Source organism: Streptomyces sp. NPDC046465 (assembly GCF_040646035.1).
GTDB lineage: Bacteria > Actinomycetota > Actinomycetes > Streptomycetales > Streptomycetaceae > Streptomyces.
The window spans coordinates 231,053-253,845 of sequence record NZ_JBEYZK010000010.1; the positions used below are offsets into that span (position 1 = coordinate 231,053).

Consider the following 22,793-nt stretch of genomic DNA (forward strand, 5'->3'; position numbering starts at 1 on the left):
CAGTAGCCAGCCGGGCAGCCGCAAACCCGGTCCGGGGGAATCTCGCCTGATCGAGGGGGATCGGGGTGGCCGATCGGGCCTATCGGGCGGTGGCAGGGCGGTGCGCTCGCGGGTGCGTGGCAGGGTCGCGAGCGCCGTCCCGCCCGTCCCCGGCGTCCCGCTCAGCAAAGGTTCTTCATGCGCTTGTGCAGTTCTCTCGCCCTCGGCGTCACCGTCGCGGCGGCAGCCGCCCTCGTGCCCGCGGTGGTCGGGACGCCCGCGGCGGCCGACGGCGGGAGCCGCTCCGCGCACCGGCCCACCTGCGCCCTCGACGACAGCGCCGACTTCCCCATCGACACCCGTATCCACCGCGGGCCCGACACCTACCGGCCGGGCGACGGCTACCAGGAGTGGACGGTCGACCTGACCAACACCACCGACGAGACCTGCGGCAGGGTCCACCCGATCCTCGTCCTTGTCGACCGGGCGCGGACGCTGAAGCCCGAGCAGATCCAGCTGGAGTTCGACGACGGGGCGCGACGGTGGCCCGTGCCCTTCGAGAAGACCGGCCAGGGCGAGAACATCGGCGTCTTCGACGGTGCCGGTTTCGGCGGGTTCACGGTCGCGCCCGGCCGGACCGTCAGCGTCGAGGTGCGGCTCACCTTCACCTCCGACACCGAGGCCGACCGCGTCGTGGCGTCCGCCGCGCTCGTGCAGCGCAGGGACGACGACGGGGACTGGGTCGGCGACTCCAACGACTACCCGTTCGCCGTCGTGCCCGAGGGCCCCGCGTCGCCGACCGCCGAGCAGCTGGCGCAGACGGGTTCGGGCACCCCGCTGGCGACGGGCATCGCCGCGGGCGCCGTCCTTCTCGGCGCCGGGGCCGCCGTCGTGGGAGCCCGCCGCTTCCGGGCCAGGCGCCGCTGAAGCAGCCACGCGCGCCGCTGAAGCAGCCACGCGCGCCGCTGAAGCAGCCACGCGCGCCGCTGAAGCAGCCACGCGCCTGAAGCAGTCACGCGCCGCTGAACCGGTCGAGCGCCACCCCGCGTTCACCTGGGTGTTCACGTACGTCTGCGAACATCCCCGAGTGGACAACCCGAACCCCGCACACCTCCCCGCACACACCCCCGCGCACCTGCTCGACCAGGCGCCGGGCGCCCCCATCCGCTCCGGCATCCCCGAGCACGGCCGCATCCCGAAGTACTACGCCGTGAAGGCCAGGATCGCCGCGCTCATCGAGGAGTTGGGGGAAGGGCAGTCGCTGCCCACCGAGCGGGATCTCGCCGAGCGGTACGAGGTGGCGCGCGAGACCGTGCGTCAGGCGCTGCGCGAACTGCTCCTGGAGGGACGGCTGCGCAGGCAGGGGCGCGGCACCGTCGTCGCCGGCCCCAAGCTGGAGCAGCCGCTGTCGCTGGCGAGTTACACGGAGGGGGTGCGCAGGCAGGGGCGCACGCCCGGCCGCCATCTCATCTCCCTCGACCGCTTTCCCTGCCCGGACGCGCTCGCCGCCGAGATCGGCGCCGCACCGGGCGAGCCCGTCTGGCACATGGAGCGGGTGCTGCTCGCCGACGAGGAGCGGGTCGGCCTGGAGAGTACGTATGTCTCCGTGGAGCGGGTGCCGCGGCTCGACGCGGACTTCGAGCCGGACTCCTCCTTCTACGCGTATCTGCGCGACAGCCTCGGTGTCGCCTTCGGGGACGCCGACGAACGGATCGAGACGGTCCTCGCCACCCCGCGCGAGGCGCTGCTCATCGGGACGCCGCCCGCGCTGCCCATGCTGCTGATCCACCGCCTGTCGCGGGACACGGCGGGCCGTCCGCTGGAGCGGGTGCGCACGTTGTACCGCGGGGACCGGTTCTCGTTCACGACGCATCTCGGCTGACCCCATTCCGAGCCAGAGCGCCGCTCAAGTCACGGAAACATAACGGGTCTAGTCCAAGCTTGGGTGGCCGTTCACCGTCCCGTTGCCGACCGGCCCCGCGCGGGTCATCGGCCCCCGGGAGCGTTGCCGCCGTGAGAGTCATCGTCGTAGGAGCCGGTGTGGTGGGAACCATGCACGCCTGGCACGCAGTGGAGCGCGGCCACGAGGTCGTACAGATCGAGCGCGAGAGCGAGGCCCGAGGAGCGTCGCTGCGCAACTTCGGACAGATATGGGTGAGCGGCCGGGCGGGCGGCGAGGAACTCGACACCGCCCTGCGTGCCCGTGAGCTGTGGGAGGGCATCGGCGAGCGCGTGCCGGGCCTCGGGTTCCGGGCCATCGGCTCGCTGACCCTGGTGCGCGGCGAGCGCGAGCGCGCCGTCGCCGAGGCGGCGCTCGCCCGTCCGGACGCGGCCGCCCGCGGCTACAAGCTGCTCACCGCGGAGGAGGCGCGTGGCCTCAACCCGGCCCTGCGGGGCGAGTTCAGCGCCGCCCTGTGGTGCGAGCGCGACGCGGCCGTGGAGCCGCGCACCGCCCAACTCGCGCTGCGCGAGGCCCTGTTGAAATCGCCGCGCTACACCTTCCTGCCCGGCCGCGAGATCCGCGAGGTCGTCGGCACGGGCAGCGTCCGCGACGACCACGGCGACGTGCACCACGGCGACGTCGTCGTGCTCGCCACCGGCGCCTGGCTCGGCGGCCTGGTGAGGGAGCTGGCAGGCCCCGACCTGCCCGTGCGCCGCGTACGCCTCCAGATGATGCAGACGGAGCCCCTCGGCGAGGCGCTCACCACCTCCGTCGCCGACGCCGACAGCTTCCGCTACTACCCGGCGTACAAGTCGCCCGCGCTCGACGAGCTCAATGCCGGGCAGGCCCAGACGCCGACCGCCGCCGCGCACAAGATGCAGCTCCTCATGGTGCAGCGCGCGGACGGCGGCCTGACCATCGGCGACACCCACGAGTACGAGCACCCCTTCGCCTTCGACACCCTCGAAGACCCCTACGACCACCTCACCGGGGTCGTCGAGGGCTTCCTCGGCCGTCCGCTGCCGAAGATCAGGCGGCGCTGGGCCGGGGTGTACGCGCAGTGCGTCGACACGAGCCGGGTCGTGCACCGGCAGGAGCTGCGCCCCGGCGTGTGGCTGGTCACCGGGCCCGGGGGCCGCGGCATGACCTGCTCGCCCGCCATCGCCGAGAAGACCGCGGACCAGTTGGGATGGTGAACGAAGTGACCACGCACCGCACGGGCCTCGTCGTACTGGACATGGCGGGGACCACCGTCGCCGACGGAGGCCTCGTCGAACAGGCCTTCGCCGCCGCCGCACGGGAGCTCGGCGTCGAGCCGGACTCCGCCGACCACGCCGCGAAACTGGAGTACGTCCGCGCCACGATGGGCGAGTCCAAGATCTCCGTCTTCCGGCACCTCTTCGGCGAGGAGACCCGCGCCCAGCAGGCGAACACCGCATTCGAGAAGGCGTACGGGACGCTCGTCGACGGCGGCCGCATCGCACCGATACCCGGGGCGCGCGAGGCCATCGAGGAGCTCAAGGAGGACGGCAGGACCGTCGTCCTGACCACCGGGTTCGCCCGCGTCACCCAGGACGCCATCCTCGACGCGCTGGGCTGGCGCGAGCTGGTCGGGCTGACCCTGTGCCCCGCCGACGCGGGCGGCCGGGGGCGGCCCTACCCGGACATGGTGCTCGCCGCGTTCCTGCGCACCGGGGCCGTCGACGGGGTCAAGGACGTCGCGGTCGCGGGCGACACGGCGTACGACATGCTCAGCGGCGTACGGGCGGGCGCCTCCGTCGTCGCCGGGGTGCTCACCGGCGCCCACGGCGACGCGGCGCTGCGCGAGGCCGGGGCCACCCACGTCCTCGGCTCCGTCGCCGAACTGCCCGCCGTACTCCGGGGACTCGGCTGATGGGCAGCGGCATCCGCTTCGACCGCGTGTCCGTCGCCTACGGCGGCAACACCGTCCTCGACTCCCTCGACCTGACCGTCGAGCCCGGCGAGGTGATGGCGCTGCTCGGGCCCTCGGGGTCCGGCAAGACCACCGCGCTGCGGGCCGTCGCGGGGTTCGTGCGGCCCGCGTCGGGGCGGGTGTTCATCGGGGACCGCGACGTCACCTCGCTGCCGCCGCACCGGCGCGGCATCGGCATGGTCGTCCAGCAGTACGCGCTCTTCCCGCACATGCGCGTCGCGGACAACGTCGCCTTCGGCATGAAGGCGCGGAAGGTGGCGAAGAGCGAGATCCCCGGGCGGGTCGCCGAAGCCCTGGACATGACGGGGATGGCCGCGTACGCCCAGCGGTATCCGCGCGAGCTGTCCGGCGGGCAGCAGCAGCGGGTCGCCATCGCGCGGGCGCTCGCCATCCGGCCCGGGGTGCTGCTCCTCGACGAGCCGCTGTCCGCGCTCGACGCGCAGTTGCGGTCGGGGATGCTGGCCGAACTCGCCTGGCTGCACCGGGAGTTGCCGGACGTCTCCATCCTGTACGTCACCCATGACCAGGTGGAGGCGCTGACCCTGGCGGATCGCATCGCCGTCATGGACCGGGCCCGGCTTCAGGACTGCGGGACGCCCCAGGAGCTGTACCGCGCGCCCCGGACCGAGTTCACGGCGTCGTTCGTCGGCAACGCGAATCTCCTTGCGGTGACGGTGGGGGCGGGCGCCGTCTCCTTCGGTGGGGCCGAACTCGAAGTCGACACGGGGGAGGTGGCCGCTGGGGCGACTGCCACGTTGTGTGTGCGGCCGCATCTGGTGGGGCTGGGGGAGGGGCCCAACTCGCTGGTGGGGAAGGTGTCCGAGGTCCAGTGGCGGGGGGCCACTCACCGGCTGTACGTCGATGTGGGCGGGCAGCGGGTGAAGGCGGATGTGCGTGAGCTGCGGAGGCCTCCCGGCGTGGGGGAGCGGGTCACGTTGCACTTCGCGCCCGGCGATGCGGTGCTCCTTGCCGGAGGGGTGAACGGTGGGTAGTCCTCGTGAGCGCCTCGTGAAAAGTGAACCGGCGACGGGGGCTGTGCCCACCCGTCCCGCCGTGCGGGACGCCTGCCCACAGCGGGAACGGCCTGGCCGGCTACAGCGGGAACGGGTCCGGAAGGTTCCTGCCTTTGTCTGGGCGTTGCCGCCCGTCGTCGTTCTCGGGGTCGTGTTTCTGTATCCCCTCGGCCTCGTCGTGCAGCAGTCTCTGCGGCCCGATACCGGGGGGACCTCCCTCCAGCCCTACTCCGATGTGTTCGCGTCCGAGGCGTTCCGGGAGGCGCTCGGGACCACCGTGTGGCTGGCGGTGGGGGCGACCGTGGGATGTCTTGTGCTCGGGTTCGCGCTCGCGCTGGTCATCGCCTTCGTGCCGTTTCCCGGCGGGAAGGCCGTGTCGCGGTTCATCGACGTCTTCCTCTCCTTCCCGTCCTTCCTGATCACCCTCGCCCTGCTGTTCATCTACGGGACGAAAGGCATGGCCAACGGGGTGTGGACGGACGCGACCGGCGCCGCCGAGGGGCCGTTCCAGTTCCTCACCACCCCGTGGGGCGTGCTGCTCGCCGAGATCACGTACTTCACGCCGTTCGTGATGCGGCCGCTGCTCGCCGCGTTCTCGCAGATCGACACGGCGCAGTTGGAGGTGGCCTCCAGTCTGGGTGCCAGGCCGTGGCGGATCGTGCGGCGCGTCATCCTGCCCGAGGCGCTGCCCGCGCTCGCCGCCGGCGGCAGCCTCGTCCTCGTCATGTGCCTGAACGAGTTCGGGATCGTCCTCTTCACGGGGGCGAAAGGGGTCACGACCCTCCCGATGCTCGTCTACAGCAAGGCCATCCTCGAATCCGACTATCCGGCGGCGTGCGTCGTCGCCGTCGTCAACATCGCGATCTCCGTGGGCCTCTACGGCCTCTACCGGGTGGTGAGCCGCCGTGCTGGTGCATAGCCGCGGGGCGAGGTGGGCGACTTGGGCCCTCTTCCTCGTCCTCTTCCTTCCGCTCTTCGCGCTGCCGCTGCTCGTGATCCTCGCGGCGTCGTTCTCCGAACACTGGTCGGGGGCTTTCCCCTCCGGGTTCACCGCCGGGCATTACGCGTCGGCCACCCGCGGCGAGTCGCTGCAGGCGCTGACCACCAGCCTCGTCACCGCAGTCAGCGCCAGCCTGCTCGCGCTGACCGTCGGGGCGTGGGCCGCGCTCGCCGCCGCCTCGCTGCGGAGAGGCGGCAGGAGGCTGCTCGACGCGCTGTTCATGCTCCCCGTCGCCGTGCCGTCCGTGGTCGTCGGCCTCGCCGTACTCGTCGCGTTCTCGAAGCCGCCGATGATCCTCAACGGCACGCGGTGGATCGTGATCCTCGCGCACGCCATCCTCGTCACGGCGTTCGCCCACCAGTCGGTCGCGGCCGCGCTCGTCCGTCTCGACCCGGCGTACGAGCAGGCCGCCGCGTCGCTCGGCGCCAGGCCCTCGTACGTCCTGTGGAAGGTGAAGCTCCCGCTGCTCCTGCCGTCCCTGACGGCGGCCGCCGGGCTCTGCTTCGCGCTGTCCATGGGCGAGTTGAGCGCCACGATGATGCTCTATCCGCCGGACTGGCTGCCGCTTCCCGTGCAGATCTACGCGGCCACCGACCGCGGCTCCACCTTCACCGGCGCCGCCGTCGCGATGGTCCTGATGGCCGCCACGCTGCTCGTCCTCTTCACCGTCTCCCGTATCCGCACCCGCGCCTCCTACCGCTGAACGCAGACCCGCAGACCCTTCAAGGAGTACGAAACGTCATGTCCCGCCTTACCCCGACCCGGCACCTGCGCTCGGCCGCCGCCGTCACCGGCAGTCTCGTCCTTGCCGGTTCCCTCACCGCGTGCGGCGGCGACTCCGCCGCGTCCGACGAGAACACCGTCACCGTCTACAGCGCCGACGGCCTCAAGGGCGAGAACGGCGACGGCTGGTACGACCAAGTCTTCAAGGACTTCACGAAGAAGACCGGCATCAAGGTGAACTACGTCGAGGGCGGCTCGGGGGAGATGGTGCAGCGTGCCGTCCGCGAGAGGTCCAACACCCAGGCCGACGTCATGATCACTCTGCCGCCGTTCATCCAACAGGCCGACGAGAAGGGGCTGTTGCAGTCCTACAAGCCCAAGGGGGCGGAGGAGGTCGGGGCCGCGGACAAGGACGCCGACGGCAAATGGACCTCCGTGGTGAACAACTACTTCGGCTTCATCTACAACAAGAAGGAGCTGTCCGGCGGCAAGGCGCCCAGGACGTGGGAGGACCTCACCGACAGCTCGTACAAGAACAAGGTGCAGTACTCCACGCCCGGTGTCGCGGGCGACGGCACCGCTGTGCTCGTCAAGGCGATGCACGACTTCGGCGGCAAGGAACCGGCGATGGAGTACCTCAAGAAGCTCCAGAGCAACAACGTCGGCCCGTCCGCCTCCACCGGCAAGCTCGCGCCCAAGGTCGACAAGGGCGAGCTCCTGGCCGCCAACGGCGACGTCCAGATGAACTACGCGCAGTCCAAGGACATGCCGAACCTCGGCATCTGGTTCCCCGCCAAGCGGGGCGGCAAGCCGACCACGTTCGCGCTGCCGTACGCGGCCGGGCTCGTCACCAAGGCCCCGCACGACGCCAACGCCAAGAAATTCCTCGACTATGTGCTCAGCGCCACGGCGCAGCAGCAGGTCAGCGAGATCGGCGGCGGCTTCGCGGCCCGCGAGGACATCAAGGCCACCGACGCCAACGCGGTCGCCCTCAAGGAGATCGTGGACGGCGTCGAGGTCTTCGAGCCGGACTGGGCGGACATCTCGAAGAACCTGAAGGCGTACGTGGCGGACTGGAAGTCGGCGACGGGTAGCTGAGAGTTCACCGTCGCACCTCTGGCCCCGGGGTGCTCGGTAGCGAAAAGATAACGGGTATGGACCCAACGCCCCTGTGATTGCGGGGGCGTTGGTGTGCGCCGCCCCCCCACTTCCAGTCTCGGAGGACCACGTGTCGTCAGGCATCACCCGCCGCTCCCTGCTCGCCTCCACCGCGGCCGCCGCCCTCGCCGCAGGCCCCCTCGCCGCCGTCGCCAGAGCCGCGGCCAAGACCCCCAAGGTCCTGGTCATCGGCCTCGACGGCGCCCTGCTCAACAGAGTCAAGGACGCCGAAACGCCTACCCTGAAGGGCCTGATGCGGGCAGGCCTCACCGCCCCCAGCGCCCTCTACTGCGACCCCCTCGCGCCCACCTCGTCGGGCCCCGGCTGGTCGACGCTCATCACCGGTGTCTGGCCCGACAAGCACAAGGTCGTGAACAACGAGTTCACCGGCCACCAACTGGCCGCCTACCCGGACTTCATGACCCGTGCCGAGGCGGCGAAGCCCTCCCTGCGGACGTACGCCGTCGCGTCCTGGGCGCCGATCACCGACATCATCTTCTCCGCGAAGGTCGACACCCGGGTCTCCACACCGGCCGCCGAGTACGACAGGGGCACCACCGCCCGCGCCGTCGCCGAGCTCAAGGGCGGCGACCCCGACGCGGTCTTCGTCCAGCTCGACAACGTCGACCACGCGGGGCACAGCAGCGGCGCCGCGAGCCAGGCCTACCTCGACGCGCTGCACGGCGTCGACACCCAGGTCGGTCAGATCGTGTCCGCCGTCACGTCCCGTGCCACGTACGGCGACGAGAGCTGGCTCATCATGATCACCGCCGACCACGGGCACACCGACGCGGGCGGCCACGGCGGCTCAAGCTGGGCCGAACGCCAGACCTTCCTGATCGCCACCGGGCCCGCCCTCACCCCGGGCTCGGTCCGCCACGACGTCCGCATGCCCGATGTCGCCGTCTCCGCCCTCGCCCACCTCGGCATCGCCGTCGACCCGGCCTGGCGTCTGGACGGCCGCGCGGTCCAGCAGCCGCGCCCCGACGACTTCGACGCCCTGCGCGCCAGGCTGACCGGGCCCGTCGACGAGAGCGGCATCGGCTCCGGCGTCATCGGCTTCACCCACACGCCGCCGGACGGCTGGAGCGTCGACAACAGCAGGATGGGCACCGGCGGCATGACGGAGTGGCGCGGCTGGTCCTTCACGACGGACGAGTTCTGGACGAAGGCCCAGCGCGGCCAGGAGCGCGAGAACAACATCCGCGCACGCGGCGTCTTCGCGGTCGCCGACGGCGACGAGTGGGCCGACAAGTCCTTCTCGGGCACCTTCGACTCGACGCTGGTCAGCCCCTCGTACGAGGTGCGGGGCGGCGCGACGGCGACGCTCACGTATACGACGTACTACCGCCAGGAGGCCCCGCAGAAGGGCCAGGTGCTCGTCTCGTACGACGGAGGGGCCCCGGTCGCGGTGAAGACGTACACGGCGGACACTCCGTCCGTCGTCGAGAACATCGCCCTCCAGGTGCCGACGGGCGCCCGCACGGCGCAGGTCCGCTTCCGCTACACCGGGGGCAACAACTGGTACTGGACGATCGACGGGGTCAAGATCACGGCTTCCTGATTAGGCTGTGGGGCGTCGGCACAGCGCTGTCCCGGCGCCCCAGGCAACCCGTACACCGCAGGAGTGCACCTCATGGCAGAGCGCAAGCCCATCGAATCGTGGCTCACCGACATGGACGGCGTGCTCATCCACGAGGGGGTGCCGATCCCCGGCGCCGACTCCTTCGTCAAGAAGCTGCGCGAGTCCGGCAAGCCGTTCCTGGTCCTGACGAACAACTCCATCTACACCGCGCGCGACCTCCAGGCCCGGCTGACCCGCATGGGCCTCGAAGTGCCCGTCGAGAACATCTGGACCTCCGCGCTCGCCACCGCCAAGTTCCTCGACGACCAGCGCCCCGGCGGCACCGCGTACGTCATCGGCGAGGCGGGCCTTACCACCGCCCTTCACGACATCGGGTACGTCCTCACCGACCACGACCCGGACTACGTGGTCCTCGGCGAGACCCGCACGTACTCCTTCGAGGCCATGACCAAGGCCGTCCGCCTCATCAACGGCGGAGCCCGCTTCATCTGCACCAACCCCGACGAGACCGGCCCCTCCACGGAGGGCCCGCTGCCCGCCACCGGGGCCGTCGCCGCGCTGATCACCAAGGCGACCGGCAAGACCCCGTACTTCGCGGGCAAGCCGAACCCGCTGATGATGCGGACCGGTCTGAACGCGATCGGGGCGCACTCGGAGACCAGCGCCATGATCGGGGACCGCATGGACACGGACGTCCTGGCCGGTCTCGAAGCGGGCATGGAGACGTTCCTGGTGCTCACCGGGCTGACCAGCCGGGCCGACATCGAGAAGTACCCCTTTACGCCCTCCAACGTCGTGAACTCCATCGCGGACCTCGTGGACCGCATCTGAGCAGACCGCACCTGACCTGCGGCGGAGCCCTCCGCGCGCCCTCGGCCGGATTGTTTCGAGATGCGGAGGGGCGCCGGGCGCGTGAACCTCATACACAGGAGGTTCACGATGCGTATATGTTCCCTTGCTGTCCGTGGGGCCGGTGTGGCGGTCGCCTTGGCGGTGGCGTGGCCCGCCACCGCCGCCCAGGCCCACGACAACGGCTCCGTGCGGGCCGATGTCACCCCGTCGAGCACGGCGCCCGGTGCCACCGTGGAGGTGAGCGTCACGGGCTGCGGGGGCACGACAGGGACCGCCGGTTCGGGAGCCTTCGAGGGGGACGCCGAGCTCACCGGCCGCGACGGCGGCAAGTACGCCCTGAACGGCAAGGCCAGGATCCGGCACGGCATCTCCGGCTCGTACGACATCACCATCACCTGCGACGGCCACCCCCACCAGGGCGTCGGCACGGTCCGGGTCGTCGGAAACCAGCAGGAACAGCACCACACGGAACAGCACCACACGGAACAGCACCACACGGAACAGCACCACAAGGAGCCGGTCTCCCCGGTGCGGGCCGGTGGCGGGGGTGCCGCGCAGCACGTGACCGCGGTCGCCTCGTCAAGGGCCCAGGAAGCGGGCCCCGGCACCCTGCACGCCGTGATCGGCCTGGTCCTCGCCGGAGTCGCGGCCGTCGCCGTCGCGATCCGCAGCGTCCGCCGTCGCCGCTCCGAGTGACGGGCGGGAGACAACCGTGTCCAGCGGTGCACACTCCGGCTCGGGACGCCTGCTCACCGGCGTCGCCTGGGCCGTCCTCATGGTCGGCCTCTGCCTCTGGGGCAGCGACATCGCCGGTCTGCGCGGCGGCCTCTCCGGGCCCGCCACGGGCGACGTGGCCGCGGTCGGTCGCCCCCTCGCCGTCGAACTCCCCGCCGCGCACGCACCGTTGGCGCCCGCGCGCCCGCTGCGCGTCGAGGTGCCCGCGCTGAAGGTGCGCGCCCCGGTGTCGGCCCGTGGCCTGGACGCCGAAGGAGCGATCGACCCGCCGTCCTTCGCGGACGCGGACACCGTCGGCTGGTACGGCGGCGGCACCCGCCCCGGCGCCGCGGGCGCCGCCCTCCTCGTCGGCCACGTCGACACCGAGACGGAACGCGCCGTCTTCTACGACCTCAGCGCCCTGCACCCCGGCGAGAAGATCGAGGTGACCCGCGACGACGGCACGGTCGCCCGGTTCACGGTGGACGACGTCCGGGTCGTCACCCTCGCCCGCTTCGACGCGAAGAAGGCATACGGCCCGCACCAGGACGGCCGCGCCGAGCTGCGCCTCATCACCTGCGGCGGCACCTTCGACAGGACCGCACGCGCCTACACGGCCAACGTCATCGTCTCGGCCTACCTCACGGGGGTCGAGCGGTGACGCACGCGGGCCCGACCGCCCCGCGGGTCCACCTGGCCCGGTCGGCGGCCCGCTCCCCCCGGAGCCGCCGACCGGACTGTCCTCGACCGCGCGCGCACGAGCTGCGGGAGAAACCCGGCGCCGGCGCGGGAGGTGTCGGGCCATTCCGGAATTGCGGAATGGCACGCATGGGCCGGGGGCCGGGGCCGTGCAACCGACTGTAGAACGAACAGGCGCGCGAGCCTAGAGGGTGTCAGAGGCAGAATGACGCCAAGTCGCCCTTTCCTTTCCCTCCGTGATCACCGCAGGTGGGGCGCGATTTTCAGCGGGGTGCGGACCCGCCGTCCCGCAGTGCCGCATCGCCGATCGAGCCCTTGATCACCTGGCCGGCGACCAGGTCGATGGCCTGCTGCTCGTTGCGCGCATAGCGCCGCAGCGCCTCGAACGCCTCGTCGACGTCGGTGCCCCACCGCTGGGCCAGGAAGCCCTTGGCCTGTTCGACGCGAATGCGGCTGTCCAATGCGGTCTGGAGCTGCTCCGAGAGGGTTCGGTACTCGGCGTGCATAAGGTGATTGCCGAGGCCCACCGCCGCGCCGTGGGCCAGTACCAGTGCGACCCTGAACTCCCGTTCGCAGGCGGTGGATTGATGGGCCACCGGAACGAACACATTGAGTGCGCCGAGAATGGTGTCGTGCCGCCGCATCGGCACCGCGTACGTCTGCGCGACGCCGTACTTGAGGGCCTGTGCGCCGAACGCGGGCCAACGCGCCTTCGCTTCGTCGAGGCCGACCGGCGGCACGGGCCGCCCGGTGCCGAAGCTCTCCACACACGGACCGCCGCGGTGCTGCACCGCCAACAGGTCCCGGACGCACCCCTCTTGGCCGCTGTTCGAGATGAGGCGCACCCCGTCGTTCCCGCCCGTGTACATGATCCCGGCACCCTGGGCGTCGAGCAGCTCCACGCTGCAGTCCGAGAGCCACCGCAGATACTCCTCGGCGTCGAAGTCGTCGGTGAGGGTGTCCGCGGTCTTCACCAGGACGTCCGCAAGCCGCAGTTCGCTGTCGCGGTCCCGCATGACCCTTCCTCCTCAACTCCCCGCGCACTGCGACTACCCTGCGCGGCGTCGCTGTAACAGCTGTTCTACAGGTCTCCGGGCGGGTCCGGCAGACCTCGTGGACGAGCGAGTGCGTATGTCAGGATTGAGAACCGGACAGTGCACGCGAGGGGGAGTGGATGTACCGCAAAAACACCGGTCGCGGGCACGGGTTCGCGGCCAGGGGGGTGCGGGCGGGAGCGGCACTCGCGGGGGCGGCGCTGCTCCTTGCCGGGTGCTCGTCCTCCGACGGTGACTCGGACGGCTCGTCGAGCTCGCCGGTGAAACAGCAGCCCAAGGAGAAGGACCCGTACTGGGTCAATCCGGACGGCAACGCGGCCAAGCAGGTCACCTCGTACGCCGAGGACGGCAAGAAGGACGACGCCGCGCTGATCCGGAAGATCGCCGAGCAGCCCGTCGCCGAGTGGATCGTCCCGGAGAACGCGGAGGACCAGGCGCGCGGCTTCACCGAGGCCGCCGAGAAGGCCGACCGGGACGCCCTGCTCGTCCTCTACAACATCCCGCACCGCGACTGCGGCCAGTACTCGGGCGGCGGCGCGGCCGACGGCAACGCGTACCGGGCGTTCATCGACCAGGTCGCCAAGGGCATCGGCGACCGCCACGCCACGGTGATCCTGGAGCCCGACGCGGTGCTCCACATGGTCGACAACTGCACACCGGCCCAGTTCCACGAGGAGCGGTACGACCTGCTCAAGGGCGCCATCGGAAAGCTCAAGTCCCTGAAGGACACGAAGGTGTACCTCGACGCGGGCAACGCGGGCTGGAAGAACCCCGACGCGCTCTGGGAGCCCCTGAAGCGCTCCGGCGTCGAGCAGGCCGACGGCTTCTCGGTGAATGTCTCCAACTTCCAGACCACCGAGGTCAGCACGGAGTTCGGCAAGAAGCTCTCGGCGAAGATCGGCGGAAAGCCGTTCGTCATCGACACGGGGCGCAACGGCGCTGGGCCGTACACCAAGGGCAAGGACCCGTGGTGCAACCCGCCCGGCCGCGCGCTCGGCGAGACGCCCACGACCAAGACGTCCGACCCGCTCGTCGACGCGTACCTGTGGGTGAAGCGGCCGGGTGAGTCCGACGGGACGTGTCGGGGCGGTCCGAAGGCGGGCGAGTGGTGGCCGGAGTACGCGATGGGCCTGGCGAAGGCGCCCCGTTAGGGGCGCGGGGAACTGCGCGACAAGCCACAAAGAAGCCGCAGCCGCATCTGCCGAGTAACTGAGCAGACGCGACTGCGGCTTTTCGTGGGCTGAGCGCGCAGTTCCCCGCGCCCCTGAACGCCCCTCCGGGGCGCCCCAGAGCCCCTAGGGCACGTGCACCCACTGCGCCTTGCTCGGCGTGCCCTGGTCGTCCGTCACGAACAACATGTACCAACCCGACTCCACCAGAGCCCGATTCTTCGGGACGGTCACGGAGACCGAGCCCTTCGTCTTCTTCAGGTCGAGTGCGATCGACGTCTGGTCGATGTCCGTGACGTGCGTGGACGCGCTCGGCTTGATGAGGCGGGCCGTCTTGATGGACGAGGAGTGCTTCGTCGGGAACGTCCCCGTGCCGCCCCGCCGAATCGTCTCCGGGCCCTTGCCGAGCGTCGGCTGCGAGCCGTGGTAGAGGTACGGCGGCGTGTAGATCTCGATGCGCTGCTCGAAGACGCCCGGCTTGGTGTTGGCCGCGTCCGCGTAGAGCGAGTCGGAGCCGAAGAACATCACGCGGCCGTCGGGCAGCAGGACCGAACCCGAGTGGTAGTTCCGGCCCACCTCGGGGTCGGCCACCCGCTTCATCTCACCCGTCTTCGCGTCGTAGAGCCGCGCCTGGTGGATGTTGGAGGCGCCGCGTCCGCGGTAGTCCTCGGAGCCGCCGGCGATCAGCACGGTGTCGTCGGGCAGCGTGGAGATCTGCGGGTAGCGCGTGCCCTTCTCCATCTCGGGCCCGTCCGCGAACATCGGCTTCTCGGCCTTGAGGTCGACGATGCGGGTCTTCTTGCTGGACTCGTCGGACTCGCCGACGCCACCGCCGCCGACCACCATGTACTTCTGGTCCTGGGCGGGCGGCAGCTCGACCGTGCCGGACGTCTCCAGGAGCTTGTCGTCGCTCAGGCCCGGAATGCCCTTCCACTTGTTGGTCTCCAGGTCCCAGACGCCGGGCTTGCGGCCGACGTCGTCCGGGCCGTAGCCCGCGTTCGAACCGGAGTAGAAGAGCTTGCCGTCGGCCATCTGGAAGATCGCCGGGTACGTCGGGAACTGCCGGATGCCCTTGGTGTACGTCCACTTCTTGGTGGCCGGGTCGTACACCTCGTTCTTGCCGGGGACCAGCTGGCCGATCTCGTCGAGCCCTGAGGTGGAGAGGATCTTGCCGTCGGTGAGCGTGGTCAGCGTGGGGTACCAGCGCGCCTCGTTCATCGGGTCGACCTTGATGTACCGCTCGGCGACCGGGTCGAACTCGAAGGTGTCCTTGATCCCCTGGAAGTCCTTCTTGTCCAGGGCGAGCTTCTGCGCCATGCCGTAGACGTTGCGGGTGTCGGCACCCTTCAGGCCCTGGATGCGGTAGTTGTCCTGGGTGCCTGTCTCATGCTTGGCGCCGCTCTGCTGCGCCTCGACGTAGACCCGGCCGAGGCCCGGCTCGGTGCGCAGGAACGCGCCGGTCTGCTTGTCGAAGACCTTCTTGGCCTTCTCGACGAGGATGTTGTCCTTGGAGACGAACGTCTTGCCGTTCTTCTTGCCGGTGAACCGGGTGCCCGCGGGGATCGTCTTCGGCTCGTCCGGGTCCTCGTTGTGGACGATCATCAGGCCGCCCGCCTTGGTGATGTCGCCCTTCAGCTTCTCGTAGCGCTGGGTGCCGCCCGCGATCAGCAGATTGCCGTTGCCCAGCTGGGTGTGGCCGGTGCAGAACAGGTCGGTGGGCGTCGGGATCTTCTTGATCGTGTTCTTGACCGGGTCCCACAGGCGGGTGTCGAACTTCTTCTTGTCGAAGTTCTTCTGATTGTTGCCGGACCCGGCGACGAGCAGGACCTTGCCGGTGTGCAGGAGGGCGGCGTGGATCGTGTTCTGGCGGTACTCCTCGGGGAAGTCCACGACCTCCCAGTGCCCGTTGTCCGCCTTGTACTCCGGCTTGTTGATCTTGTAGTCGTGGTACTTCTCGGAGCCCACGCGCCACAGCCACGGTCCGTTCATCCCCGCCAGCGCGAGGACGACCGCCGCGCCTATCGCGATGCGGCGGGCGCGGCGGCGGCTGGAACGGTCTTTCATTTCTTACGTCCCCCAAGGGAAATCTGCATGGTCTGATCGGGTGCGGCCCAGCTGGGCTTCTGCTGAGGGGCGTGCGGCAGGGGCGCCATGGCGTCGCGCTGCTGCGGGACCGCCGTCTCCGTCCCCTGCGGCGGCCCGAACGTCCCGTCGCCCGCCGGGGGCTCGGTCTTCTTCTTCCTGTCCTGCCGCATGCCCCAGCGCCAGGCGAAGATCGGCGCCGCCGTGATCAGCAGGGCGAACGTGGCCCAGGTGATCATCGCGGGGTGCGAGTGCCCGTACAGGAAGGACGCGGTGATCGAGCCGCCGAAGACCAGGATGAAGAACAGGTGGATGCGGAAGGTCCCGAACAGGGTGTCGGGGCTGGCCGAGTCGCCCTTGGGGGTCACCACGAACTTGCTCTTGCGGCGCAGGGCGGCGTCCAGGAGCGAGCGGGCGTAGATCGGCGCGGAGAGCGCCGACATCACCATGCCCGCGATGCCGCCGGAGCCCTCGGGCTCGTGCGGGGAGACGTTGTGCCTGCGGTTCCAGATGTAGAGGCCGATCTGCAACGCCGACGCGTTGCCGTACAGCATCAGCCAGATGGTCGGGTCGATGTTCACGCCGGACGCGCCGAGGCCAAGGAAGAGCGCACAACTCAGCGCGGCCAGGATCCAGTTCATGGCGGACATCGGGTAGAAGATGACCATCATCGTGTAGTTGAAGAGCCGACCGGGGGGCAGCGAGAACGGCGCCTTCCAGAACTGCTTGAGGATCGTCTCGTACGTCCCTCGCGACCAGCGAAGCTGCTGCGTGAAGAAGTCCGTCCAGGCGTTGGGGCCCTCGCCGACCGCGAGCACGTCCGGGGTGTAGACCGACTTCCACTTCTTGCCGGTCCCGGGGTTGGTGGCCCGGTGGATCTCGAAGCCGGTCGCCATGTCCTCGGTGATCGAGTCGTACAGGCCGCCGATCTGCTTCAGGGCCTTGATGCGCACCGCGTTGGAGGTGCCGACGAACATCGGGGCGCCGTACGCGTTGCCCGCGCGCTGGATGAGCGCGTGGAAGAGGAACTGCTGCGACTCGGCGGCCTTGGTGACGAAGTTGTCGTAGTTGCCGTAGACCTGCGGGCCGATGACGAAGCCGACGTTCTCGTCGCGGAAGAAGCCGAGCATCCGCTCCAGGTAGTTCGGCATCGGGACGTGGTCGGTGTCGACCGAGGCGAAGTAGTCGTAGGCGTCGCCGTGCGCGTCGAGCCAGGCGTTGTAGTTGCCGTGCTTGGTCTTGGCGCGGTGCGGGCCCTTGGCCAGGTTCCACTTGGCCACGCCTTTGCGGGAGAAGTGGTGCACGCCGAGCCGTCGGCAGACCTCCTTGACCTCAGGGTCGTCACCCTCGTCGAGGAGCCAGACGTGCAGCAGGCCGCGGTGCCGGATCTTGACCGCGGCCTCCAGCGTCTTCGTCACCATGCCGATCGGCTCCTTGCCGGGCACGAACGAGGTGAGGAAGGCGACTCTGGTGCCGGACTCGGGCACCACGGGGATCGGGTCGCGGGCGACGAGCGTCGCGTGCGCGTTGGAGAGCACGTTCATGCAGCGGAAGAACTCGATCAGGCCGATCGATATGAGCATGACGATGTCGAGCGCCGGCAGCCAGTCGTTGGCGACGTAGTCCCGCTTCGTCCAGTGCTCGGGTTGCAGCAGCCAGCCGAGCAGTACAAGGGAGAGCAGCGGGGCGGCGCCGAGCATCAGCGCGGCGCGCACCTTGTGCGGCTCCTGGGAGAGCAGCGAGCGGTACTTCACCTTGTACGGCTTGCTCGGGTCGGGCTGGGTGAGCGGTCCGGCGAGGCGGCTGTAGTGCTCGTAGTCGTAGCGCGGCAGGGACTTCTTGATTCTGCGGAAGCCGCCCGTCCGATGCGACACGGCCCGGAGCTGGGTCGTCTCTGACGGGTCGTTCTGGCGTCCGCCCGTCGGCGTCGACGTCATGAGTCATCCCCCCGCACGCGGGTCCCCCGCGTGTTCGTAGGTCGTTCCGTCCGCTGCGGTCCCCCTCGACCTTCGCGAACACATCAGAGGAAGGCCACCGTCTCCTTAGACATAGAAAGGCGACCTTCCGGTTGCATGATGCCCCCCTCGGCATCGCTTCACGAACGGGACCCCCGTCCCTGTCCCGCCGCGGCCGACCCGGTTCCCCAACTGCCCCGCACCGCCCGCCTCATGAGAGCCGATGGCTCCCGGACAGGGTTCTACGCCCTACGGTGTGATCGCAAGGGTGAAACGAGGAGTTAACGGTCAAACGATGGGATTGGGGCATCTGTTGGGACGGGGGAGCTCAGACGCGTGCGAATGTTGCCGAAGTGCTCGCGTATGGCCTGCTCGGCCCGGAACGCGTCACCTGAGCGCACCGCCGCAAGGATCTCCCGGTGCTGGCGGCAGGTGACCGAGGGATCCTGCGGCACGTCCACCAGATCGGTCCGCACCTTGTGGAAGGCGTCCCAGAAGGCCTCGAGGACCTCGCCGAGGAGGAGGTTGCCGAGGCCGCGGTAGAGCGTGGCGTGGAACGCGCGGTCGGTCTCGGCGCGCACGGCGGCCTCCGGGGACGCCGCCTCGGACTCCATCCGTTCCACAAGGGCGTCGAGTTCCGCCAGGTCGGCGGCGGGTACCCGGCCCGCGAGGCGCGCGATGAGCCCGGTCTCCACGGCCTCGCGCAGCTCCAGGAGCTGGAGCAGGCTGTCCTCGCCGCGGTAGTGGCCCGCGACCGTGCGGAAGGTGAGGCCCTCGATCATCGGGGCGACCGACATCGGGCCGACATACGTCCCGAAACCGTGCCGGATCTCCACGATCCCCATGGCCTGGAGCGCCTTGAGGGCCTCCCGGACGGAGTTCCTGCTGACACCCAGGCGCTCCATCAGCTCGGGCTCGGTCGGCAGCGAGGCCCCGGAGGGCAGTCTCGAGTCGATGATGAGCTTCTTGATCCGCTCCTGGATGTCGCGCGCCATGGCGCAACCGTAGCGGTACGGATACGGGGACCGGCCCCGCGCGGACACGGCGGAGATACGAGACGGAGTTACGAGGCGGACACGACGAAGGCCCTCCGCGTGAACGGAGGGCCTTCGGTGTCTGTGCGCCGCCAGGGACTCGAACCCCGGACCCGCTGATTAAGAGTCAGCTGCTCTAACCAACTGAGCTAGCGGCGCCTGCTGACCTGGATAACTCTACCGGACGTCGAGGGATGCTCCGGACCACCCGGCGCCCGTTCGCCGGGGCCGGGGGCGCCCGGGGGAGTGCCGGGGCGGGGGCGCTGCATCATTCGGACCGTCAACATGCGGTATCCCGGGACAGTTGAGAAACTGACGGACGTGCAGATGCGCGTACATTCTTTTCCGGGGTGTGATCCGGGGTGTGAGGGGAATCGCATGGAGGCCGCTCCGCTGTTCGAGGAATTCGTTCCCGAGAGCGACTGCGATTGTCCCGGCTGTATTCACTGGCGCCGCACGGCGCTCGTCCTGCCACCGCGGCTCGGCGGCCGTCCCGCCGCGCACGGCGCCCGCCGCGCCCTCGTCCTCGCCGCGGCGGCCGGCACGGTGCTCGGCGCCCAGACCCTGCCCGCGGCGGCATCGGTCGAGGTGGGGGCCCGTCCGGCGGTGCCGGGCACGGTCCCGGCCGACGACGGTTCCGACGAGGGCACGGACAACCCGCAGGGCGGCGTGAGCCCGCTGCACGGTGACGCGGCCACCTCGACGCCGGGGGCGCCGGGGGTGGCGGCATACCGGGCGACCACCCGGGCGGAGATCATCGAACGGGCCCAGAAGTGGGTCGCGGCGAAGGTGCCGTACGACATGGAGAAGTACTGGCCCGACGGCTATCGGCAGGACTGCTCGGGCTTTGTCTCGATGGCCTGGAATCTCAGCGGCAACGAATGGACGGGCAGCCTCGGTACCTATGCCGTGCGCATTGCAAAGGAACAGCTGCAACCCGGCGACATTCTCCTTTTCCACAATCCGGCGAACCCGACGAAAGGTTCGCACGTGACGATTTTCGGGGGCTGGACGGACACCGCGCGCACGCATTACACCGCGTACGAACAGGCCCGCCCGCACACCAGGAAGCAAGTCACCCCCTATGCCTACTGGACCAACGGGGACCGCTATCTGGCCTATCGCTACAAAGGCGTGAGCGAGGGTGCGCCGGGCGGCTCGGGCTCTGTCACGACGCCGTACCCCGGCGCGCGCTCCTTCGGCCCCGGCGCGAACAACCCGTACGTGACGCGGCTCGGCAAGGCGCTGGTCGCCCGGGGCGGCAAGCGGTTCTACCGGTCGGGCCCGGGGCCGCGCTGGAGCGAGGCGGACCGCAGGGCGACGCAGGCGTTCCAGCTGGCGCAGGGCTGGCGGGGCAGGGACGCGGACGGGCTGCCGGGGCCGACGACGTGGTCGTACCTGATGAAGGGCAAGGGGCGGAACATCCCCGCCGCGGGTGCGGACGGCCCCGCCACCGGTAGCGGCGCGGCGGCGCCCGGCTACCCCGGCCGGGCCGTCTTCCGCCCCGGCCGGACGGACCCGGCGATCGAGCGGCTCGGCAGGCAGCTGGTGAAGAAGGGCTTCGGCAGGCACTACGCCAAGGGCCCGGGACCGGCGTGGAGCGAGAGCGACCGGCGCAATGTGGAGGCGTTCCAGCGGTCCCAGGGCTGGCGGGGCGCGGCGGCCGACGGCTATCCGGGGCCGGAGACGTGGCGGCGGTTGTTCCGGTGAGCGACCGGGGCGGAGATGCGGTGCGGGGCCGAGGTATGGGGTGGGGCGGAGATGTGGGGTGGGGCGGGGCGGGGACGCGGTGCGGAGTGGGGGCGCGGTGCGGTACGGGCACGAACGAGAACGAGGCACGAATGAGTCGGAGGCACCGATGAGTGCGACGGCGGCTTCCCAGCCCCAGTCCCCCCAGTCACAGCCGTCCCCCGAGGCCCGGTCTCCCCAGCCCCAGGCCTCCCAGCCCCAGGCCTCCCAGCCCCAGGCCTCCCAGCCACAGCCCCCTCGGGACCGGTTCACGCTGCCGGACGAGGCGCCCGAGCAGGTTCTCGCGCGCGGGGCGCGGGTGATCCAGAGCGAGGCGACCACCGAGATCCCCGTGCACCTCCTCTTCCGCGACGACCCGGACGACGCGACGGGCGTGCCGCTCTCGCACGCCGTGGTGCGGCGCAGGCAGGGGACCGGGGAGCAACCGCGCACGGCCCGGCGGCCCGCGCCGCCCGCGGTGGCGCCGCCGGTGCGCCCCGTGCCCGACGTCGACCCCGCGATCGGGGAGCGTCGGGCGTGGGTGCTGCCGGGCCTCGCCGGGGTGCTCGGCGGCTGTACGGGGATCGCCGGGGGCGCGCTCTCGCTGTGGTGGGCGGGGGTGCTGCCGGAGCCCGCGCTGCGGGTGACGGGGCTGCCGGGGCTGCCGGGATACGAGGGGATCGGGCTCGGGGCCGCGCAGTGGGCGTCGCTCGCCGGGTCCGGGGCGCTCGGCCTCTTCGGGTTCGGCGGGCTTGCCCGCGGGCGGGTCGGCAGGGCCTGGGTGCTCAGCCTCTTCGGCCGCTACCGGGGCACCGTCCGCCGCACCGGCCTGATGTGGGTGAACCCGCTGCTCCTGCGCCGCCGGGTCGACGTACGGCTGCGGCACTGGCGGAGCGAGCCGATGCCTGCCGTGGACAGCGGCGGCGTCGCCGTGCGCGTCGTCGTGCTCGTCGTATGGCGGGTGAAGGACCCCGCGCGGGCGACGCTCGCGATCGAGGACCACCAGGAGTATCTGCGGGAGTGCGTGGAGGCGGCCACGGCCCGGGTCCTCTCGCGGCTGCCCGCCGACGCCTTCCACGACGAGGCGCCCACCCTGCGCGACGCCGAGGCCGTCGGCGCCGCGCTGACCCGGGCGCTCGCCGCGGACACGGAGGCGGTCGGCGTCGAGATCTTCTCGGTCCGGCCGACCCGTATCGAGTACGCCCCCGAGGTCGCCGCCGTGATGCAGCGCCGCCGGGTCGCCGCGCTCGACGCGCGCCACCGCGACACCGTCCTGACCTCGGTGGTCGACTCGGTCGAGGACACGGTGACGCGGCTGACCACGCGGGGCCTCGTGGAGCTTGACGACTACGAGCGCAAGGCTTTGGTGAAGGACCTGACGGTGGCGTTCTATACGGGCCATGGAGAACACCGATGACCCCCACCGCGACCTCCCCGACCTTCCTGACCTTCCTGACCTTCCTGACCCCCGTACCCCCCTCGCCCGCCTCGCCGCCGATGCCTGGCGGCTGACCGACGGCGTCCCGCGCGCCGTCCTCGGGATCGCGGGCCCGCCCGGCACCGGCAAGTCGACCCTCGCGCGGGCCCTGGCCGAGCGGCTCGGGGCGGGCGCCGCCTATCTGCCCCTCGACGGCTTCCACCTCTCCAACGACCAGCTGGCGCGGCTCGGCCTCACCGACCGCAAGGGTTCGGAGCCGAGCTTCGACGTGGCGGGGTACGTCGCGCTGCTCCGCCGGGTGCTCGACGATCCGGCGCACGACATCTACGTACCCGATTACGACCGCACACTCCACGAGCCGATCGCCGCCCGCCATCGCGTCGCGCCCACCGCCCGGCTCGTGATCACCGAGGGGAACTATCTGGCCTGCGATCTGCCCGGCTGGCGCACGGCGCACGACCTGATGGCGGCGTGCTGGTACCTCGACTCACCAGTAAAGGTACGGCAACAGCGCCTCGTCGAGCGGCAGTTGGCGGGCGGCAGGTCGCCGGAGGAGGCCGCGGGCTGGGTCGCCGCGAACGACGCGCCCAACGGTGAACTGGTGGAGAAGTCGCGCGAGCGATGCGGACGGATCCTCTCCACGATTGGTATGGACATGTTCAACTAACGGCAATAATCTGAGGCTTGGTCTAGACCGCAGTGCGCGCACGTCC

20 protein-coding genes and 1 tRNA gene are annotated in these 22,793 nt (G+C 70.6%); 16 read left to right on the top strand and 5 right to left on the bottom strand.

Annotated elements, in window-relative coordinates; all coding sequences use genetic code 11:
* Window positions 1–177 precede the first annotated feature (177 nt).
* The 12 genes from ABZ953_RS17845 to ABZ953_RS17900 all read left to right on the top strand — a co-directional run bounded on the left by ABZ953_RS17845 (window position 178) and on the right by ABZ953_RS17900 (window position 11,581).
* Entirely contained in the window at window positions 178–906 is a 729-nt protein-coding gene (locus ABZ953_RS17845) for an LPXTG cell wall anchor domain-containing protein (protein ID WP_361724116.1), read from the top strand.
* A 160-nt stretch (window positions 907–1,066) separates the two neighbouring features.
* Window positions 1,067–1,861 carry a GntR family transcriptional regulator gene (locus ABZ953_RS17850; protein WP_361724119.1) on the top strand — a complete coding sequence of 265 codons (795 nt, stop codon included), beginning with the start codon at window positions 1,067–1,069 and terminating at the stop codon, window positions 1,859–1,861.
* Window positions 1,862–1,992: 131 nt separating this feature from the next.
* Window positions 1,993–3,117, top strand: coding sequence for a TIGR03364 family FAD-dependent oxidoreductase (locus ABZ953_RS17855; RefSeq protein WP_361724122.1), 1,125 nt, complete (start codon window positions 1,993–1,995; stop codon window positions 3,115–3,117).
* Window positions 3,111–3,815, top strand: a complete 705-nt coding sequence (locus ABZ953_RS17860; RefSeq protein ID WP_361724125.1) for a phosphonatase-like hydrolase — start codon at window positions 3,111–3,113, stop codon at window positions 3,813–3,815. Before ABZ953_RS17855 ends, ABZ953_RS17860 begins: the two co-directional genes overlap by 7 nt.
* Complete coding sequence (locus ABZ953_RS17865; RefSeq protein WP_361724128.1) at window positions 3,815–4,867, top strand: ABC transporter ATP-binding protein; 1,053 nt, start codon at window positions 3,815–3,817, stop codon at window positions 4,865–4,867. The genes ABZ953_RS17860 and ABZ953_RS17865 overlap by 1 nt, the downstream gene beginning before the upstream one ends.
* A 61-nt stretch (window positions 4,868–4,928) precedes the next feature.
* Window positions 4,929–5,807 (top strand): 2-aminoethylphosphonate ABC transporter permease subunit, encoded by an 879-nt coding sequence (locus ABZ953_RS17870; RefSeq protein WP_361724367.1) that lies wholly within the window; start codon window positions 4,929–4,931, stop codon window positions 5,805–5,807.
* A complete protein-coding gene (locus ABZ953_RS17875; protein ID WP_361724131.1) occupies window positions 5,794–6,591 on the top strand; it encodes an ABC transporter permease subunit in 798 nt (265 codons plus the stop codon). Before ABZ953_RS17870 ends, ABZ953_RS17875 begins: the two co-directional genes overlap by 14 nt.
* A gap of 38 nt (window positions 6,592–6,629) precedes the next feature.
* On the top strand, window positions 6,630–7,709 hold the full coding sequence (locus ABZ953_RS17880) for a 2-aminoethylphosphonate ABC transporter substrate-binding protein (protein ID WP_361724134.1): 1,080 nt from the start codon (window positions 6,630–6,632) through the stop codon (window positions 7,707–7,709).
* A gap of 130 nt (window positions 7,710–7,839) precedes the next feature.
* Window positions 7,840–9,333, top strand: a complete 1,494-nt coding sequence (locus ABZ953_RS17885) for an alkaline phosphatase family protein (protein ID WP_361724137.1) — start codon at window positions 7,840–7,842, stop codon at window positions 9,331–9,333.
* A gap of 72 nt (window positions 9,334–9,405) precedes the next feature.
* Window positions 9,406–10,185: an HAD-IIA family hydrolase gene (locus ABZ953_RS17890; protein ID WP_361724140.1), complete on the top strand. Its 780-nt coding sequence runs from the start codon at window positions 9,406–9,408 to the stop codon at window positions 10,183–10,185.
* A gap of 144 nt (window positions 10,186–10,329) precedes the next feature.
* Complete coding sequence (locus tag ABZ953_RS17895) at window positions 10,330–10,902, top strand: hypothetical protein (RefSeq protein WP_361724143.1); 573 nt, start codon at window positions 10,330–10,332, stop codon at window positions 10,900–10,902.
* A gap of 79 nt (window positions 10,903–10,981) precedes the next feature.
* On the top strand, window positions 10,982–11,581 hold the full coding sequence (locus tag ABZ953_RS17900) for a class F sortase (RefSeq protein WP_361724370.1): 600 nt from the start codon (window positions 10,982–10,984) through the stop codon (window positions 11,579–11,581).
* Between the two features lie 301 nt (window positions 11,582–11,882).
* Here ABZ953_RS17900 and ABZ953_RS17905 read toward each other — a convergent pair whose 3' ends face one another.
* Window positions 11,883–12,635, bottom strand: coding sequence for an ANTAR domain-containing protein (locus tag ABZ953_RS17905; RefSeq protein WP_361724146.1), 753 nt, complete (start codon window positions 12,633–12,635; stop codon window positions 11,883–11,885).
* A 158-nt stretch (window positions 12,636–12,793) separates the two neighbouring features.
* Here ABZ953_RS17905 and ABZ953_RS17910 point away from each other — a divergent pair, with 158 nt between their 5' ends.
* Window positions 12,794–13,825, top strand: coding sequence for a glycoside hydrolase family 6 protein (locus tag ABZ953_RS17910; RefSeq protein WP_361724149.1), 1,032 nt, complete (start codon window positions 12,794–12,796; stop codon window positions 13,823–13,825).
* Window positions 13,826–13,969: 144 nt separating this feature from the next.
* Here ABZ953_RS17910 and ABZ953_RS17915 read toward each other — a convergent pair whose 3' ends face one another.
* The 4 genes from ABZ953_RS17915 to ABZ953_RS17930 form a co-directional block, all read right to left on the bottom strand.
* The gene (locus ABZ953_RS17915; RefSeq protein ID WP_361724152.1) at window positions 13,970–15,907 is read right to left on the bottom strand and encodes a kelch motif-containing protein; all 1,938 of its coding nucleotides are present in this window, start codon (window positions 15,905–15,907) and stop codon (window positions 13,970–13,972) included.
* On the bottom strand, window positions 15,904–17,862 hold the full coding sequence (locus ABZ953_RS17920; protein WP_361724155.1) for a glycosyltransferase family 2 protein: 1,959 nt from the start codon (window positions 17,860–17,862) through the stop codon (window positions 15,904–15,906). Before ABZ953_RS17920 ends, ABZ953_RS17915 begins: the two co-directional genes overlap by 4 nt.
* A 299-nt stretch (window positions 17,863–18,161) precedes the next feature.
* Window positions 18,162–18,875, bottom strand: a complete 714-nt coding sequence (locus ABZ953_RS17925) for a FadR/GntR family transcriptional regulator (RefSeq protein WP_361724158.1) — start codon at window positions 18,873–18,875, stop codon at window positions 18,162–18,164.
* Between the two features lie 124 nt (window positions 18,876–18,999).
* Window positions 19,000–19,073: transfer RNA gene (locus tag ABZ953_RS17930), tRNA-Lys, on the bottom strand.
* A gap of 219 nt (window positions 19,074–19,292) precedes the next feature.
* On the opposite strand from ABZ953_RS17930, the gene ABZ953_RS17935 reads away from it, so the two are divergent.
* The 3 genes from ABZ953_RS17935 to ABZ953_RS17945 all read left to right on the top strand — a co-directional run bounded on the left by ABZ953_RS17935 (window position 19,293) and on the right by ABZ953_RS17945 (window position 22,747).
* Window positions 19,293–20,624 (top strand): peptidoglycan-binding protein, encoded by a 1,332-nt coding sequence (locus tag ABZ953_RS17935; protein ID WP_361724161.1) that lies wholly within the window; start codon window positions 19,293–19,295, stop codon window positions 20,622–20,624.
* A gap of 148 nt (window positions 20,625–20,772) precedes the next feature.
* Window positions 20,773–22,059, top strand: a complete 1,287-nt coding sequence (locus tag ABZ953_RS17940) for an SPFH domain-containing protein (protein WP_361724164.1) — start codon at window positions 20,773–20,775, stop codon at window positions 22,057–22,059.
* Window positions 22,043–22,747 (top strand): AAA family ATPase, encoded by a 705-nt coding sequence (locus ABZ953_RS17945; RefSeq protein WP_361724167.1) that lies wholly within the window; start codon window positions 22,043–22,045, stop codon window positions 22,745–22,747. The genes ABZ953_RS17940 and ABZ953_RS17945 overlap by 17 nt, the downstream gene beginning before the upstream one ends.
* The last annotated feature ends 46 nt before the right edge of the window (window positions 22,748–22,793 follow it).